This window comes from Streptomyces griseoaurantiacus, assembly GCF_036189845.1.
In the GTDB taxonomy this organism is placed as follows: Bacteria; Actinomycetota; Actinomycetes; order Streptomycetales; family Streptomycetaceae; genus Streptomyces; species Streptomyces griseoaurantiacus.
The window spans coordinates 5,520,001-5,535,741 of record NZ_CP108326.1; the positions used below are offsets into that span (position 1 = coordinate 5,520,001).

Consider the following 15,741-nt stretch of genomic DNA (forward strand, 5'->3'; position numbering starts at 1 on the left):
AACCGGTTGATATTCCGGTACCCGCTGTGAAGCGTCAAACATCGAGCATCGTGATGCTAAGGCCGTGAAACCGCCGGGTGCGTCTTCGGACAATCTCGGAGTGGTGGAGCCGCCGGCCCAAGCGGTTAGTAGGTGAGTGATGGGGTGACGCAGGAAGGTAGTCCATCCCGGGCGGTGGTTGTCCCGGGGTAAGGGTGTAGGCCGGACGGTAGGTAAATCCGCCGTTCATTAAGGCTGAGACCTGATGCCGAGCCGATTGTGGTGAAGTGGATGATCCTATGCTGTCGAGAAAAGCCTCTAGCGAGTTTCATGGCGGCCCGTACCCTAAACCGACTCAGGTGGTCTGGTAGAGAATACCGAGGCGTTCGGGTGAACTATGGTTAAGGAACTCGGCAAAATGCCCCCGTAACTTCGGGAGAAGGGGGCCATGTCTGGTGAGCCGTCTTGCACGGTGAGCTGGGTGTGGCCGCAGAGACCAGCGAGAAGCGACTGTTTACTAAAAACACAGGTCCGTGCGAAGCCGTAAGGCGATGTATACGGACTGACGCCTGCCCGGTGCTGGAACGTTAAGGGGACCGGTTAGTCACTCTTCGGGGTGGCGAAGCTGAGAACTTAAGCGCCAGTAAACGGCGGTGGTAACTATAACCATCCTAAGGTAGCGAAATTCCTTGTCGGGTAAGTTCCGACCTGCACGAATGGCGTAACGACTTCTCGACTGTCTCAACCATAGGCCCGGTGAAATTGCACTACGAGTAAAGATGCTCGTTTCGCGCAGCAGGACGGAAAGACCCCGGGACCTTTACTACAGTTTGATATTGGTGTTCGGTTCGGCTTGTGTAGGATAGCTGGGAGACTGTGAAGCTCGGACGCCAGTTCGGGTGGAGTCGTCGTTGAAATACCAGTCTGGTCGTGCTGGATGTCTAACCTGGGTCCGTGATCCGGATCAGGGACAGTGTCTGATGGGTAGTTTAACTGGGGCGGTTGCCTCCTAAAGGGTAACGGAGGCGCCCAAAGGTTCCCTCAGCCTGGTTGGTAATCAGGTGGTGAGTGTAAGTGCACAAGGGAGCTTGACTGTGAGACCGACGGGTCGAGCAGGGACGAAAGTCGGGACTAGTGATCCGGCGGTGGCTTGTGGAAGCGCCGTCGCTCAACGGATAAAAGGTACCCCGGGGATAACAGGCTGATCTTCCCCAAGAGTCCATATCGACGGGATGGTTTGGCACCTCGATGTCGGCTCGTCGCATCCTGGGGCTGGAGTCGGTCCCAAGGGTTGGGCTGTTCGCCCATTAAAGCGGTACGCGAGCTGGGTTTAGAACGTCGTGAGACAGTTCGGTCCCTATCCGCTGCGCGCGTAGGAGTCTTGAGAAGGGCTGTCCCTAGTACGAGAGGACCGGGACGGACGAACCTCTGGTGTGCCAGTTGTTCTGCCAAGGGCATGGCTGGTTGGCTACGTTCGGGAGGGATAACCGCTGAAAGCATCTAAGCGGGAAGCCTGCTTCGAGATGAGGACTCCCACCCACTTGATGGGGTAAGGCTCCCAGTAGACGACTGGGTTGATAGGCCGGATCTGGAAGCCAGGTAACTGGTGGAGGTGACCGGTACTAATAGGCCGAGGGCTTGTCCTCAGTTGCTCGCGTCCACTGTGTTGGTTCTGAAACCACGAACGATCAGACCGTGTTTTGTTACCGGTTGCTGGTTGTGTGTTTCATAGTGTTTCGGTGGTCATAGCGTAGGGGAAACGCCCGGTTACATTCCGAACCCGGAAGCTAAGCCTTACAGCGCCGATGGTACTGCAGGGGGGACCCTGTGGGAGAGTAGGACACCGCCGAACAAATATTGAAAGAGCGGGTCCCTGAACTTCGGTTCGGGGACCCGCTCTTTTGCGTTGTGCGTCACTTGGTGTTCATCTCACCCCCGCACGATCGGTGCCATGGGGACCGTGGAATTGCTCAGGGCGGCCGGCGTGGGCGTCGGTGACGAGGTCGTCGTGCCGGCGTTCGGTGACAGCGAGCCCGCCGAGGCGGCACTACTGGCCGGCGCCGTGCCCGTCTTCGCCGACATAGATCCGGAAACGTACTGCCTCGATCCCGCCGCCGTGGAGGCCGTGGTGAGCCCGCGGACGGCGGCCGTGGTGGTCGTCCACCGCTTCGGTCTCCCGGCGCCGATCGACAGCCTGTACGCCGTGGGCCGACGGCACGGTCTGCTCGTGTTGGAGCAGAGCGAACACGGCTCGCGGTCCGCCGAGTTGACCTCGCGCAGGGAGCGGGCCGCGTATCTCGACCGGCGACTGCGCGGGGTGCGGACGCCGCAGGGCGGTGCCGCCCACACGTACGAGGAGTACGTCGTGCGGGTTCCCGGTAACGGCCGGCCGGACCGGGACGCGTTCGCGCGGGCCGTCCGCGCACGGGGGGTCGACTGCCGGGTGCCGGTGAAGACGCCCGTGCACCGCATGCCGGCCTTTCGGCGGGACGTCTTTCTGCCGGAGACCGAGCGGGCCGCCGACGAGACGCTGGCACTGCCGCTGGACGGGGCGTCGACGAAGCGCGAGCTGCAGCGGATCGTGTCCGTCTGCAATGCGCTCGGAGGGCTGCTGCAGAGTGCCTTCTGAGCGTGCCGCTCATGGTGCACGCGTGAAGGACACGTGGTTGGGAGCAGTCATCTGTTCGGGGTATGATCTCTCTCGTCGCCGCAGGGGAAACCCGAATGCGACAGGCCCCTATAGCTCAGTCGGTAGAGCGTCTCCATGGTAAGGAGAAGGTCAACGGTTCGATTCCGTTTGGGGGCTCCGACAGGAAGGCCCCGCCCTTTTGGGCGGGGCCTTTTTCATGCCCGTGCTGTCTCCCGGGGTCAGTTCTGCTGGGGCTCCGGAACGCGCATCGCGAGAATGGCCATGTCGTCCGAGGGGGCGGCGGAGGCGAAGCGCTCGACCGCCCGCATCACGCGCGCGGCGACCGCGCCCGCGGTCAGCCCCGTGCAGCCGGTGAGGACGTCGGCGAGGCCGTCGTCCCCCAGCATGCGCGTGCCCTCCCTGCGCTCGGTGACGCCGTCCGTGACGCACAGCAGCACGTCGCCGGGGTCCAGGGTCACCGTCTCCTCGTAGAGCTCCAGGTCGTCCATCACGCCCAGCAGCGGCTGCGGTTCGGCGGCCGACTCGACCGTGCCGTCCTGGCGCAGACGGAGCGGCAGCGGGTGGCCGGCACAGACGACCTTCAGGACCGCGCTGCCGTCCTCCTGCGGCCACAGCTCCCCGTAGAGCAGGGTGAGGAAGCGGCTGCGGGCTCCCTCGTCGAGGATCGCGGAGTTGAGGCGCTCCAGCACCGCCGGGCCGCCGAAGCCCTCGCGGGCGAGCAGTCGCAGGGCGTGCCGGGCCAGTCCGGTGACCGCGGCCGCCTCCGGGCCTGTGCCGCAGACATCGCCGATGGCGAAGCCGTAGGCGCCGTCGCGGATCGGGAACAGGTCGTAGAAGTCACCGCCCACCTCGTTGCCCTCGCCGGCGGCGCGGTAGATGACCTCGACCTCGACGCCGTCGATGCTCGGGAGCTCCGGCGGGAGCAGGCTGCGCTGGAGGGACTGGCTGATGGCCGTGCGTTCCGAGTACAGGCGGGCGTTGTCCAGGGCCAGGGCGGCCCGGCGGGAGAGGTCCTCGGCCAGTTCCAGGATCTCCTGGCGGAAGTGGTCGTCGGTGGGCTTGCCGAGCGTCAGCATGCCGATGACGCGGTTGCGGGCCACCAGGGGCAGCACCACCGTCTCGCCGCCGACCGCGGAGGCCGTGGCCAGAGTCGTGCCGACACCCGAGGTGGCGCTCGCGGGTTCGCCGAGGCCGAGACTGCGCATGGAGGTGCGCAGCGCCGCCTGGTGGGCGGCCTGGGCGGGGGCCGTCCAGACGCGGGCGCCGGGGGTGGGGATGGGCTCTGGCGGGTCGATCTTGGAGAGCAGGGCCTTGAGGCCGTCGATGCGCTCCTCGTCCTCGTGGAGGACGTAGGACAGGTAGGGGTCGGAGGAGGGTTCGGCGATGGTGTAGACGGCGCACCAGGTGGCGAGGGTGGGGATGGTCATCTGCGCCATGAGGGCGAGCGTCTGGTCGCGGTCCAGGGTGCCGGCGAGGAGGTCGGAGGCCTCGACGAGGAAGCTCAGCGAGCCCCGGCGCAGGCGTTCGAGTTCGCCGAGGCGGGCGGACTCGACGGCGAGCGCGATCCGGTCGGCGGCGAACTGGAGTCTGAGCGCCTCCTCGTTCGAGTACCGGGAGGGGGACTCCGCGGCGACGCCCAGGGAGCCGGTGAGGCGGCCCTCGACCTTGAGCGGGACGGTGACCACGGAACGCATGCCGGTGCCGCCGAGCAGGGGGACGGCACCGGGCACGGCGGCGAGGTCGTCGTGGACGGAGGGCATGCGGGCCGAGCCGTAGCGTCCGGGGCCGGCCTCGACGGGGACGCGGGCGAAGCGCTGGCGGGCGGAGGGCAGGCCGGTGGAGGCGCGGACCTCGAGTTCGGTCTCGTCGTCGGTGGCGAGGAGGAGGAAGGCGGCGTCGCCGTCGAGCATGTCCCGGGCGCGTTCGACCGTGCGCTGCAGGAGGCCGTCGAGGTCGTCGGGGGCGGGGGAGCCGATGAAGACCTCGAAGGGGTCCGCGGACTGGCCCTCGGCGGAGCTCGTGGTGTCGGTGTTCGGGGTGCGCAGGGGGGTCTGCAGGACGGCGCGTTCGTGGTCGCGCACCAGGAGGCAGACGGTGGACGGCTCGCCCGCGGTGTCCCGTACGCGCAGGTGGGAGGCGTAGACGGGGATCACCCGGCCGGTGGTGGCCCGGATGCCGTAGCTGCCCTCCCAGCGGGAGAGCTGGAGGGCCTCCGCGATGCCGGTGCCGGTGCCGGGGGTGTGCGGCCAGGCGGCCAGATCGGTGAGGGGCTTGCCGATGACCTGTTCGCCGGAGTAGCCGAAGAGCTCCTCCGCGTCCTCGTTCCACGCGGTGATGGCGGAGGCGCGGTCGATCTGGACCACCGCCACCCGGACCCGGCCGTCGGTGAGGGGGAGCAGGTCGGCGGGGAGCGCGGGGCCGGCGGCGCGGGTGCCGACGGGGCGGTCGGGGAGGTCGAGCTGGAACCAGACCTGCTTGTGGGTGGGGGTGTACTCGACGCCCCAGCGGGTGGCCAGGGCCGCGCAGAGCTGGAGGCCGCGACCGCCCTCGCGGTCGGGGCTGCCCATGGAGACGGCGGAGTTCTGCACGGGGAGCTCGCGGTCGGGGTAGAGGTCCGAGACCTCGACGCGGACGCCGTCCTCGGTGCGCAGGCACAGGACGTCGGCGGAGGTGCCCGCGTGGATGACGGCGTTGGTGACGAGTTCGCTGGTGAGGACGACCGCGTCGTCGACGATGTCGGCGAAGCCCCAGCCCTGGAGGGTGTCGCGGACGAAGGAGCGGGCGGTCGCCACCGACCGTCCGACGGGCTTGAAGCTGGCGGCCGCGCGCGCGGTGATCACAGCACTCCCCATGTGTCGGCGCCCCCTGGCTCCCATGCCCGATTCCCCGGTTGGATCACTACAGGGTAGTGGGGGCACCGGGTCCGTGTTCAGGGGTATCCCCATGTGGGCACGTCCCTGAACACTGGGGTGGCGCCTGTCGTGCCCGCTCGCGCCTTCCTGCGCCCCTCGCGCGCCCTCCGGGCGGTGGCGGGAGGCCGGGCGGGGTGCGGGGCGGGAGCGGGTGCCGGGGGCGCCGACCTGCGCGGTCGCCGTCCGAGGAGCCGGTTCTGGGCCGCCCGGGCGAGGTGTGGGACGGTGCCGGAGGGGCCCGCCCGGCGCGGTGTCACAGGAGCGCCGCCTAGGGTTACGGTCGTGGCCGGTCGTCCCGGTGCGTCATGGTGGAACACTGGGCAGGCTTCCAGGAAGGTCGCGCACACGGTGCGAGTGCCTTCCACGGCACCGGGCAGGCGCACGCGGCAGTGCCCGGCGGTCGGGTGGCGGCGACAAGCGGGCACGCGGAGTAACGGTCGATCCCTGCGGGAGGGACACAGTGGAGTCTGGCGCAGCGACGCGGAGTGCGAAGACGCGCGCGAAAGGCGGACAGTCCCTGGGTGGCGGGCGCTCGCGCGGTGGTACCACCGAGGTGGACACGGCGGCCCTGCACCGGCTGCTGGCCGCGCTGGCGGCCATGCGGGACGGCAACTTCCGCAGGCGGCTGACCGTCACGGGCGACGACGTCATGGCGGAGATCTCCGCGGTCTTCAACGAGGTCGCGGACCGCAATCTGCAGCTCACCGGTGAGCTGGCACGGGTCCGGCGGGTCGTGGGCCGGGAGGGCAAGCTCACCGAGCGGCTGGAGACGGGTGCCTGCGAGGGCTCCTGGGCGGCCGCGATCGACAATTCCAACGCACTCGTCGACGACCTCGTGCGGCCCGTCTCCGAGGTCGGCCGGGTGCTCACCGCGGTCGCGGAGGGCGATCTGTCGCCCCGGATGGACCTGAGGACGCCGGCGCCGGAGGGCGGCGGGAACGGTGCGCCGCTGCGGGGCGAGTTCCTCAAGGTGGGGCGGACCGTCAACAACCTGGTCGACCAGTTGTCGACGTTCACCGACGAGGTCACGCGCGTGGCCAGCGAGGTGGGCACCGAGGGCAAGCTGGGCGGGCAGGCCCGGGTGCGCGGGATGTCGGGTTCGTGGAAGGACCTCACGGACTCCGTCAACACGATGGCGTACCGGCTGACGGCCCAGGTGCGGGACATCGCGCTGGTGACGACGGCGGTCGCCAAGGGCGATCTGTCGCGCAAGGTGACGGTGCACGTGGCCGGCGAGATGCTGGAGCTCAAGGAGACCGTCAACACGATGGTCGACCAGCTCTCCTCGTTCTCCTCGGAGGTGACGCGGGTCGCCCGCGAGGTCGGGGTCGAGGGCGAACTCGGTGTGCAGGCGCAGGTGCCCGGCGTGGCCGGGGTGTGGAAGGACCTCACCGATTCGGTGAACCTGATGGCCGGCAATCTCACGGCCCAGGTGCGCGGGATCGCGGAGGTGACCACGGCGGTCGCCAACGGTGACCTGTCGCGGAAGGTGACGGTGAGCGCGCGCGGCGAGGTGGCGCAGCTGGCCGACACGATCAACCAGATGACGCTGACGCTGCGGACCTTCGCGGACGAGGTCACGCGCGTGGCCAACGAGGTGGGCGCCGAGGGGCAGCTCGGCGGGCAGGCGAACGTGCCGGGTGCCGCGGGGACGTGGAAGGACCTGACGGACTCCGTCAACACGGTGTTCCGGAACCTGACGACGCAGGTCCGTGACATCGCCGCGGTGACGACGGCGGTGGCCAACGGTGATCTGTCGCAGAAGGTCACGGTGGACGTGGCCGGCGAGATGCTGGAGCTGAAGAACACCGTCAACGGGATGGTGGACCAGCTCTCCTCGTTCGGTGCCGAGGTGACGCGGGTCGCGCGCGAGGTCGGCGTCGAGGGCAAGCTCGGCGGCCAGGCGCAGGTGCCGGGCGTGGCCGGGACGTGGAAGGACCTGACGGATTCCGTCAACACGGCGTTCCGCAACCTCACCGGACAGGTGAGGAACATCGCCACGGTGACGACGGCGGTGGCCAACGGTGATCTGTCGCAGAAGGTCACGGTGGACGTGGCCGGCGAGATGCTGGAGCTGAAGAACACCGTCAACACGATGGTGGACCAGCTGTCCTCGTTCGCCGACCAGGTGACGCGGATGGCCCGGGACGTGGGCACCGAGGGCCGTCTCGGCGGTCAGGCGCGCGTGGACGGGGTGTCGGGCACCTGGAAGGAGCTGACGGACTCCGTCAACTTCATGGCGGGGAACCTGACCTCCCAGGTGCGGCAGATCGCCCAGGTGACGACGGCGGTGGCGCGCGGTGACCTGTCGCAGAAGATCGACGTGGACGCGCGCGGGGAGATCCTCGAGCTCAAGAACACCATCAACACGATGGTGGACCAGCTCTCCGCCTTCGCCGACCAGGTGACCCGGGTGGCCCGCGAGGTGGGCACCGAGGGCCGCCTCGGCGGCCAGGCGCAGGTGCCCGGCGTCGCGGGCGTGTGGCGGGACCTGACCGACTCGGTGAACGGCATGGCCGGCAACCTCACCGCGCAGGTGCGCAACATCGCCCAGGTCGCCACGGCGGTGGCGCGCGGTGACCTGTCCCAGAAGATCGACGTGGACGCGCGCGGGGAGATCCTCGAGCTCAAGAACACGCTGAACACGATGGTCGACCAGCTCTCCAACTTCGCGGAGCAGGTGACCCGGGTGGCCCGCGAGGTGGGTACCGAGGGCATCCTCGGCGGTCAGGCGGAGGTGCAGGGGGTCTCCGGGACCTGGAAGGACCTCACCCAGTCCGTCAACTTCATGGCGAACAACCTCACCATTCAGGTGAGGAACATCGCCGAGGTGACGACGGCGGTGGCCAAGGGCGATCTGTCGAAGAAGATCACCGTCGACGCCAAGGGCGAGATCCTGGAGCTCGTCACGACCGTCAACACGATGGTCGACCAGCTGTCGTCCTTCGCCGAACAGGTGACGCGGGTCGCGCGCGAGGTGGGCACCGAGGGCATCCTGGGCGGCCAGGCCCATGTGCCCGGGGTCACCGGCATCTGGAAGGACCTCAGCGACAACGTCAACCTGATGGCCAACAACCTGACCGTGCAGGTGCGCAACATCAGCCAGGTCGCGGCGGCCGTCGCCAACGGCGATCTGACCCGCACGGTGAAGATCGAGGCGCGCGGCGAGGTCGCCCAGCTCGCCGACACCTTCAACACGATGGTGAAGACGCTGAGTTCGTTCGCCGACCAGGTCACCAAGGTGGCCCGCGAGGTGGGCACGGACGGCATCCTGGGCGGCCAGGCGCGGGTGCCGGGTGTGGCGGGCACCTGGAAGGACCTCACCGAGTCGGTGAACCAGATGGCGTCCAACCTGACCGGGCAGGTGCGCAACATCGCCATGGTGACCACCGCCATCGCCAAGGGCGACCTCACGAAGAAGATCGACATCGATGCCCGCGGGGAGATCCTCGAGCTGAAGACGACCATCAACACGATGGTCGACCAGCTCTCCTCCTTCGCCGACGAGGTCACCAGGGTGGCCCGCGAGGTGGGCACCGAGGGGCAGCTCGGCGCCCAGGCCCGCGTGCGGGACGTCGACGGAACCTGGCGGGACCTGACCGAGTCGGTGAACGAGATGGCCGGGAACCTGACCCGGCAGGTGCGCGCCATCGCCCGCGTGGCCACCGCGGTGACCCGGGGCGACCTCAACCTGAAGATCGACGTGGACGCCTCCGGCGAGATCCAGGAACTTCAGGACTACATCAACAAGATGATCGCCAACCTGCGCGACACCACGATCGCCAACAAGGAGCAGGACTGGCTCAAGGGCAACCTGGCGCGCATCTCCGCCCTCATGCAGGGCCGCCGCGACCTGGAGGACGTCGCCTCGCTCATCATGAGCGAACTGCCGCCCCTGGTCGCCGCGCAGCACGGCGCGTTCTTCCTCGGCATGCCGCTGGTCGACGGCCGGGACACCCGGGACGCGCGGGAGCTGGAGACGGGCAACGGCGACGCGTACGAGCTGCGGATGCTCGGCTCGTACGGGTACTCGATGGGCTCCATGCCGACGTCGTTCCGGCCGGGTGAGGCGCTCATCGGGACGGCGGCGCTGGAGAAGCGCACGATCCTCGTGGAGAACGCGCCCAGCGGCTACCTGAAGATCTCCTCCGGGCTCGGCGAGGCCCCGCCCGCGCAGGTCATCGTGCTGCCGGTGCTCTTCGAGGGGACCGTGCTCGGGGTGATCGAGCTGGCGTCCTTCACGAGGTTCACCGAGATCCAGCGCGACTTCCTCAACCAGATCGCCGAGATGATCGCGACCAGCGTCAACACGATCTCCGTCAACACCAAGACGGAGGTGCTGCTGAAGCAGTCGCAGGAGCTGACCGAGCAACTGCGCGAGCGGTCGGAGGAGTTGGAGCAGCGGCAGAAGGCGCTGCAGGCCTCGAACGCCGAACTGGAGGAGAAGGCGGAGCTGCTCGCCCAGCAGAACCGCGACATCGAGGTGAAGAACACCGAGATCGAGGAGGCGCGGCAGGTACTGGAGGAGCGTGCGGAGCAGCTCGCGGTCTCCATGCGCTACAAGAGCGAGTTCCTGGCGAACATGTCGCACGAGCTGCGCACACCGCTGAACTCGCTGCTGATCCTCGCCAAGCTGCTCGCCGACAACGCCGAGGGCAATCTCTCGCCGAAGCAGGTGGAGTTCGCCGAGACCATCCACGGCGCCGGTTCGGACCTGCTGCAGCTGATCAACGACATCCTGGACCTGTCGAAGGTCGAGGCGGGCAAGATGGACGTCTCCCCGACGCGCATCGCACTCGTCCAGCTCGTGGACTACGTGGAGGCCACCTTCCGGCCGCTGACCGCGGAGAAGGGCCTGGACTTCTCGGTGCGGGTCTCGCCCGAGCTGCCCGCCACGCTGCACACCGACGAGCAGCGGCTGCTGCAGGTGCTGCGCAACCTGCTGTCGAACGCGGTGAAGTTCACCGACTCCGGGGCGGTCGAGCTGGTGATCCGGCCGGCCGGCCAGGACGTGCCGCAGGCGATCCGGGAGCAGTTGCTGGAGGCCGGTTCGCTGGCCGACCCGGAGGCCGACCTGATCGCGTTCTCCGTCACCGACACCGGCATCGGGATCGCCGCCAGCAAGATGCGCGTCATCTTCGAGGCGTTCAAGCAGGCGGACGGCACGACCAGCCGCAAGTACGGCGGCACGGGCCTCGGGCTCTCCATCTCCCGGGAGATCGCCCGGCTGCTCGGCGGGGAGATCCACGCGCAGAGCGAACCGGGGCGCGGTTCCACGTTCACGCTGTACCTGCCGCTGCACCCGAGCGAGCTGCCGCCCCAGGGGTACGCGCAGCTCGCCCCCACCATGGAGCCGGGGGAGCTGCTCGCCTCCGAGGCGGAGACGGCCGGGAGCGAGGGTGCCGGGGCGCCCGCCGAGCCGAGGCGGCGTCAGGAGTCCCCCAACGGGACCGCGGCGCTGTTCCGGCGCCGTCGTGCGGCGCTGGAGGAGGCCTCGCCCGCCGAGCGGGGGCAGGCACTCGAACGGGGCTCCCAGGGGTCCGGAAGCGCGGCGGACGAGCCGGAGGCGGCCTCGCGGGCGAGTGCGGCCGTGCGGTTCGAGGGCGAGAAGGTGCTGATCGTCGACGACGACATCCGCAACGTCTTCGCGCTCACCAGCGTCCTGGAGCAGCACGGGCTGTCGGTGCTGTACGCCGAGAACGGCCGGGAGGGCATCGAGGTCCTGGAGCAGCACGACGACGTCGCGGTCGTCCTGATGGACATCATGATGCCGGAGATGGACGGCTACGCGACGACCACCGCGATCCGGCGGATGCCGCAGTTCGCCGGGTTGCCGATCGTCGCGCTCACCGCTAAGGCGATGAAGGGCGACCGGGAGAAGGCCATCGAGTCCGGCGCCTCGGACTACGTCACCAAGCCCGTCGACCCCGATCACCTGCTGTCGGTGATGAACCAGTGGATGCGGGAGGAGTGAGGGCAGCCGTCGCGCGCGGGACGGCAGTGGCGAGGAGCGGAGCGCGACGGCGGTGACGTGAGGGGCGTGGTGCGGTGCGCGAGAAGGTGCGGACACGAGATGTTCACCGTTCACCGCTGACGGACCCTGGTGGTTCGCGTGTAGAACTGCGGGAACCGGGGAACCTTCTGGTCTTCCGCCGCGTTTCCGCTACGTGCACGGTGACATCGCGGTGACAGGGTGTGGCGACGGGCGGGGTGCGGCTACCATGACCGGCACAAGGACGGACGGCGCAAGGGAGCCGTCCTCCGGGGCGGCGTCCGGTGCCGGCCCCAGTCCTTATGACAGGGGAGGCCCCACGCCGGGGCGAGGAGGGCGGGCCATGGTGCAGAAGGCCAAGATCCTCCTGGTCGATGACCGGCCGGAGAATCTGCTGGCGCTGGAGGCCATCCTCTCCGCGCTCGATCAGACGCTGGTGCGGGCATCGTCCGGGGAGGAAGCGCTCAAGGCGCTGCTGACGGACGACTTCGCGGTCATTCTGCTGGACGTCCAGATGCCGGGCATGGACGGTTTCGAGACCGCCGCGCACATCAAGCGGCGGGAGCGGACCCGGGACATCCCGATCATCTTCCTCACCGCGATCAACCACGGGCCGCACCACACCTTCCGCGGATACGCGGCGGGCGCGGTGGACTACATCTCCAAGCCGTTCGACCCGTGGGTGCTGCGCGCGAAGGTCTCGGTCTTCGTCGAGCTCTACATGAAGAACTGCCAGCTCAAGGAGCAGGCCGCGCTGCTGCGCCTCCAGTTGGAGGGGAACGGCGGCAGCAACGGCAGTGGCGGAACCGGCAAGGACGTGGTCGGCGACAGCAAGGAGGCGGCCGGCATCCTCGCCGAACTCTCCGCGCGCCTTGCGGCGGTCGAGGAACAGGCCGAGGCGCTGTCCAAGCAACTCGACGACGAGTCGGCCGACGCGGCGGCGGTGGCCACCGCCGCTCATCTGGAACGCAAGCTGACGGGGCTGCGCCGCGCCCTGGACGCGCTGGAACCCGGCGCCTCCGGCGGACCGACGGCGGTGTCGTAGCGTCCGGCGGACGCGACTGCCGGAGGGCGGGGCGCCCGTCGGCGGCCGCACCGCCCGCCGGACGGATGGTGATCCCGTGTCAGCAGGGCCTGCCGGTACGGGCGACACGAACGGGTGAAGCCGTGGGCACACGTGTCCATTGCCGTCTCCGACGGTAATCTCACACCCATGGCCCCACGTCCCGCAGCCAAGAAGCCGCCCGCGAAGAAGGCGGTCGCTCCCGCGAAGGCTCCGGCGAAGAAGGCCGTCGCGAAAAGGGCCGCGGCGAAGAAGGCGCCCGCCAAGAAGGTCCCGGCGAAGAAGCCCGCGCCCGCGGCGGCCCCCAGCCCGACCGCGGGCGTGTACCGGCTCGTGCGCGCCCTCTGGCTCGGTCTCGCGCACGCCGTCGGCGCCCTCTTCCGCGGCATAGGGCGGGGCGCGAAGGGACTCGACCCGGCGCACCGCAAGGACGGCGTCGCGCTGCTCCTCCTCTCGCTCGCGCTGATCGTGGCCGCCGGCACCTGGGCCAACCTGCGGGGTCCGGTCGGCGACCTGGTCGAGATCCTGGTGACCGGTGCCTTCGGGCGGCTGGACCTGCTCGTGCCGATACTGCTCGGCGCGGTCGCGGTGCGCCTGATCCTGCATCCCGAGAAGCCGGAGGCCAACGGCCGTATCGTCATCGGCCTGTCCGCGCTCGCCATCGGGGTGCTCGGCCAGGTCCACATCGCCTGCGGCTCGCCCGCCCGCAGCGGCGGCATGCAGGCGATAAGGGACGCCGGCGGCCTCATCGGCTGGGGGGCGGCGACTCCGCTGACGTACATGCTGGGCGAGGTCCTGGCCGTGCCGCTGCTCGTGCTGCTCACGTTCTTCGGGCTGCTCGTGGTGACGGCGACGCCGGTGACCGCGATCCCGCAGCGGCTGCGGCTGCTCGGGATCAAGCTCGGCATCCTGGCCGACCCGGAGGACGACCTCGTCGACCCGATGGACGCGGCCGAAGGAGCCGAAGGGGCGTACGCGGAGGGCCGGTACGAGGAGCAGTGGCGTGACGAGGTGCCCGCACGCCCCCGCAGGCGCCGGTCCGCCCCCGCCTCGCAGGGCCCGGCCGAGGCCGAGGAGGAGGCGCTCGCCAAGCGGCGCGGCCGCCCCAGGCGTTCCGCCGTGCCGCAGCCCGACATGCGCCGCCCGATGGACGCGGTGGACGTCGCCGCGGCGGCGGCCGCCGCCCTCGACGGCGCCGTCCTGCACGGCATGCCGCCCTCCCCGGTCGTCGCCGACCTCACCCAGGGCGTCGGCGGTCCCCGCGAGCCGTACGAGGAGACCACTCCCGTTCCGGCCGCGCGCACCAAGGAGCCCGTCGACGCGAAGCCGAGGCAGGACCGGCTTCCGGCCGGCAAAGCTCCCCAGCCGCCGAACGACGCCGCCGTCCCCGACCTCACCAAGAGGTCCCCGCAGGAACCCCGCGAACTGCCGCCGCGCGCCGAACAACTGCAGCTCGCCGGCGACATCACCTACGCGCTGCCCGCTCTGGACCTGCTGGAGCGGGGCGGGCCGGGGAAGTCCCGCAGTGCGGCCAACGACGCCATAGTGGCCGCCCTGACCAATGTCTTCACCGAGTTCAAGGTCGACGCCCGCGTCACTGGCTTCACCCGCGGTCCCACGGTCACCCGGTACGAGGTCGCCCTCGGCCCCGCCGTCAAGGTGGAGCGGATCACCGCGCTCGCCAAGAACATCGCGTACGCGGTCGCCAGTCCGGACGTGCGGATCATCAGTCCCATTCCCGGGAAGTCTGCGGTCGGCATCGAAATCCCCAACACGGACCGGGAGATGGTCAACCTCGGCGACGTGCTCCGGCTCGCGGAGTCCGCGGAGGACGACGACCCGATGCTGGTCGCCTTCGGCAAGGACGTCGAGGGCGGCTACGTGATGCACTCCCTGGCGAAGATGCCGCACATGCTGGTCGCCGGCGCCACCGGCTCCGGCAAGTCCTCGTGCATCAACTGCCTCATCACCTCGGTGATGATGCGGGCGACGCCCGAGGACGTGCGGATGATCCTCGTCGACCCCAAGCGCGTCGAACTGACCGCCTACGAGGGCATTCCGCACCTGATCACGCCGATCATCACCAACCCCAAGCGGGCCGCCGAGGCACTGCAGTGGGTCGTGCGCGAGATGGACCTGCGCTACGACGACCTCGCCGCCTACGGCTACCGGCACATCGACGACTTCAACCGGGCGGTGCGCGAGGGGAAGGTCAAGCCGCCCGAGGGCAGCGAGCGCGAGCTGCAGCCCTACCCGTACCTGCTGGTGATCGTCGACGAGCTGGCCGACCTGATGATGGTCGCGCCCCGGGACGTCGAGGACGCCATCGTGCGGATCACCCAGCTCGCCCGCGCGGCCGGCATCCACCTGGTGCTCGCCACCCAGCGGCCCTCCGTCGACGTCGTCACCGGTCTGATCAAGGCGAACGTGCCCTCGCGGCTCGCCTTCGCCACCTCCTCCCTCGCCGACTCCCGCGTCATCCTCGACCAGCCCGGCGCCGAGAAGCTGATCGGCAAGGGTGACGGGCTCTTCCTGCCGATGGGCGCGAACAAGCCCACCCGCATGCAGGGCGCCTTCGTCACCGAGGAGGAGGTCGCGGCCGTCGTACGGCACTGCAAGGACCAGATGGCGCCCGTCTTCAGGGACGACGTCACCGTCGGCAGCAAGCAGAAGAAGGAGATCGACGAGGACATCGGCGACGACCTCGACCTGCTCTGCCAGGCGGCCGAGCTGGTCGTCTCCACCCAGTTCGGATCCACGTCCATGCTCCAGCGCAAGCTGCGCGTCGGCTTCGCCAAGGCGGGCCGGCTGATGGACCTCATGGAGTCGCGCAACATCGTCGGCCCGAGCGAGGGCTCCAAGGCGCGCGACGTCCTCGTGAAGGCGGACGAACTGGACGGCGTGCTCGCGGTGATCCGCGGGGAGAGCGGGGAGTAGGACGGGGTGCCACGGTGGGTCACGGCAACGGGAACGTGACCCACCCGTAAGTGATCCGTGAGCAACCCTTCTCCTTGCGCGTACGTCAAGTTGAGGGGGGTAGGAAAGACCTCCCGGCGTCGGGACGACCGGCCATTCCGATGGCGTACAAAGTCCTACCGCCCGGTTGCCCCACCCTTTCGCACCCCCCCTAGACTGAGCTTCCAGC

At 69.2% G+C, this 15,741-nt stretch carries 5 protein-coding genes, 1 tRNA gene and 2 rRNA genes (1 of these 8 only partly in view); 7 read left to right on the forward strand and 1 reads right to left on the reverse strand.

From position 1 onward, the window contains the following. The 4 genes from OHB09_RS24610 to OHB09_RS24625 form a co-directional block, all read left to right on the forward strand. A 23S ribosomal RNA gene (locus OHB09_RS24610) occupies positions 1–1,625 on the forward strand; it begins 1,498 nt to the left of the window's first position. An 89-nt stretch (positions 1,626–1,714) separates the two neighbouring features. Next, positions 1,715–1,831, forward strand: a 5S ribosomal RNA gene (gene rrf, locus OHB09_RS24615). A gap of 99 nt (positions 1,832–1,930) precedes the next feature. Then, positions 1,931–2,608 carry a DegT/DnrJ/EryC1/StrS family aminotransferase gene (locus OHB09_RS24620; RefSeq protein WP_328922533.1) on the forward strand — a complete coding sequence of 226 codons (678 nt, stop codon included), beginning with the start codon at positions 1,931–1,933 and terminating at the stop codon, positions 2,606–2,608. A 104-nt stretch (positions 2,609–2,712) separates the two neighbouring features. Then, positions 2,713–2,785: transfer RNA gene (locus OHB09_RS24625), tRNA-Thr, on the forward strand. Positions 2,786–2,847: 62 nt separating this feature from the next. Here the strand turns inward: OHB09_RS24625 and OHB09_RS24630 are convergent. Continuing rightward, positions 2,848–5,505 carry a SpoIIE family protein phosphatase gene (locus tag OHB09_RS24630; RefSeq protein WP_407077348.1) on the reverse strand — a complete coding sequence of 886 codons (2,658 nt, stop codon included), beginning with the start codon at positions 5,503–5,505 and terminating at the stop codon, positions 2,848–2,850. 496 nt (positions 5,506–6,001) lie between these two features. Here OHB09_RS24630 and OHB09_RS24635 point away from each other — a divergent pair, with 496 nt between their 5' ends. The 3 genes from OHB09_RS24635 to OHB09_RS24645 all read left to right on the forward strand — a co-directional run bounded on the left by OHB09_RS24635 (position 6,002) and on the right by OHB09_RS24645 (position 15,533). Beyond that, entirely contained in the window at positions 6,002–11,515 is a 5,514-nt protein-coding gene (locus tag OHB09_RS24635; protein WP_093600058.1) for a HAMP domain-containing protein, read from the forward strand. Between the two features lie 361 nt (positions 11,516–11,876). Next, positions 11,877–12,578, forward strand: coding sequence for a response regulator (locus tag OHB09_RS24640; RefSeq protein WP_006142538.1), 702 nt, complete (start codon positions 11,877–11,879; stop codon positions 12,576–12,578). Positions 12,579–12,746: 168 nt separating this feature from the next. Continuing rightward, entirely contained in the window at positions 12,747–15,533 is a 2,787-nt protein-coding gene (locus tag OHB09_RS24645; RefSeq protein WP_191852115.1) for a DNA translocase FtsK, read from the forward strand. Positions 15,534–15,741: the final 208 nt, after the last annotated feature.

Bases quoted from the DNA above. Each gene is read 5' to 3' on its own strand.
- OHB09_RS24620 (WP_328922533.1), top strand. From the start codon at position 1,931: ATGGGGACCGTGGAATTGCTCAGGGCGGCCGGCGTGGGCGTCGGTGAC.
- OHB09_RS24630 (WP_407077348.1), bottom strand. From the start codon at position 5,505: ATGGGAGCCAGGGGGCGCCGACACATGGGGAGTGCTGTGATCACCGCG.
- OHB09_RS24640 (WP_006142538.1), top strand. From the start codon at position 11,877: ATGGTGCAGAAGGCCAAGATCCTCCTGGTCGATGACCGGCCGGAGAAT.
- OHB09_RS24645 (WP_191852115.1), top strand. From the start codon at position 12,747: ATGGCCCCACGTCCCGCAGCCAAGAAGCCGCCCGCGAAGAAGGCGGTC.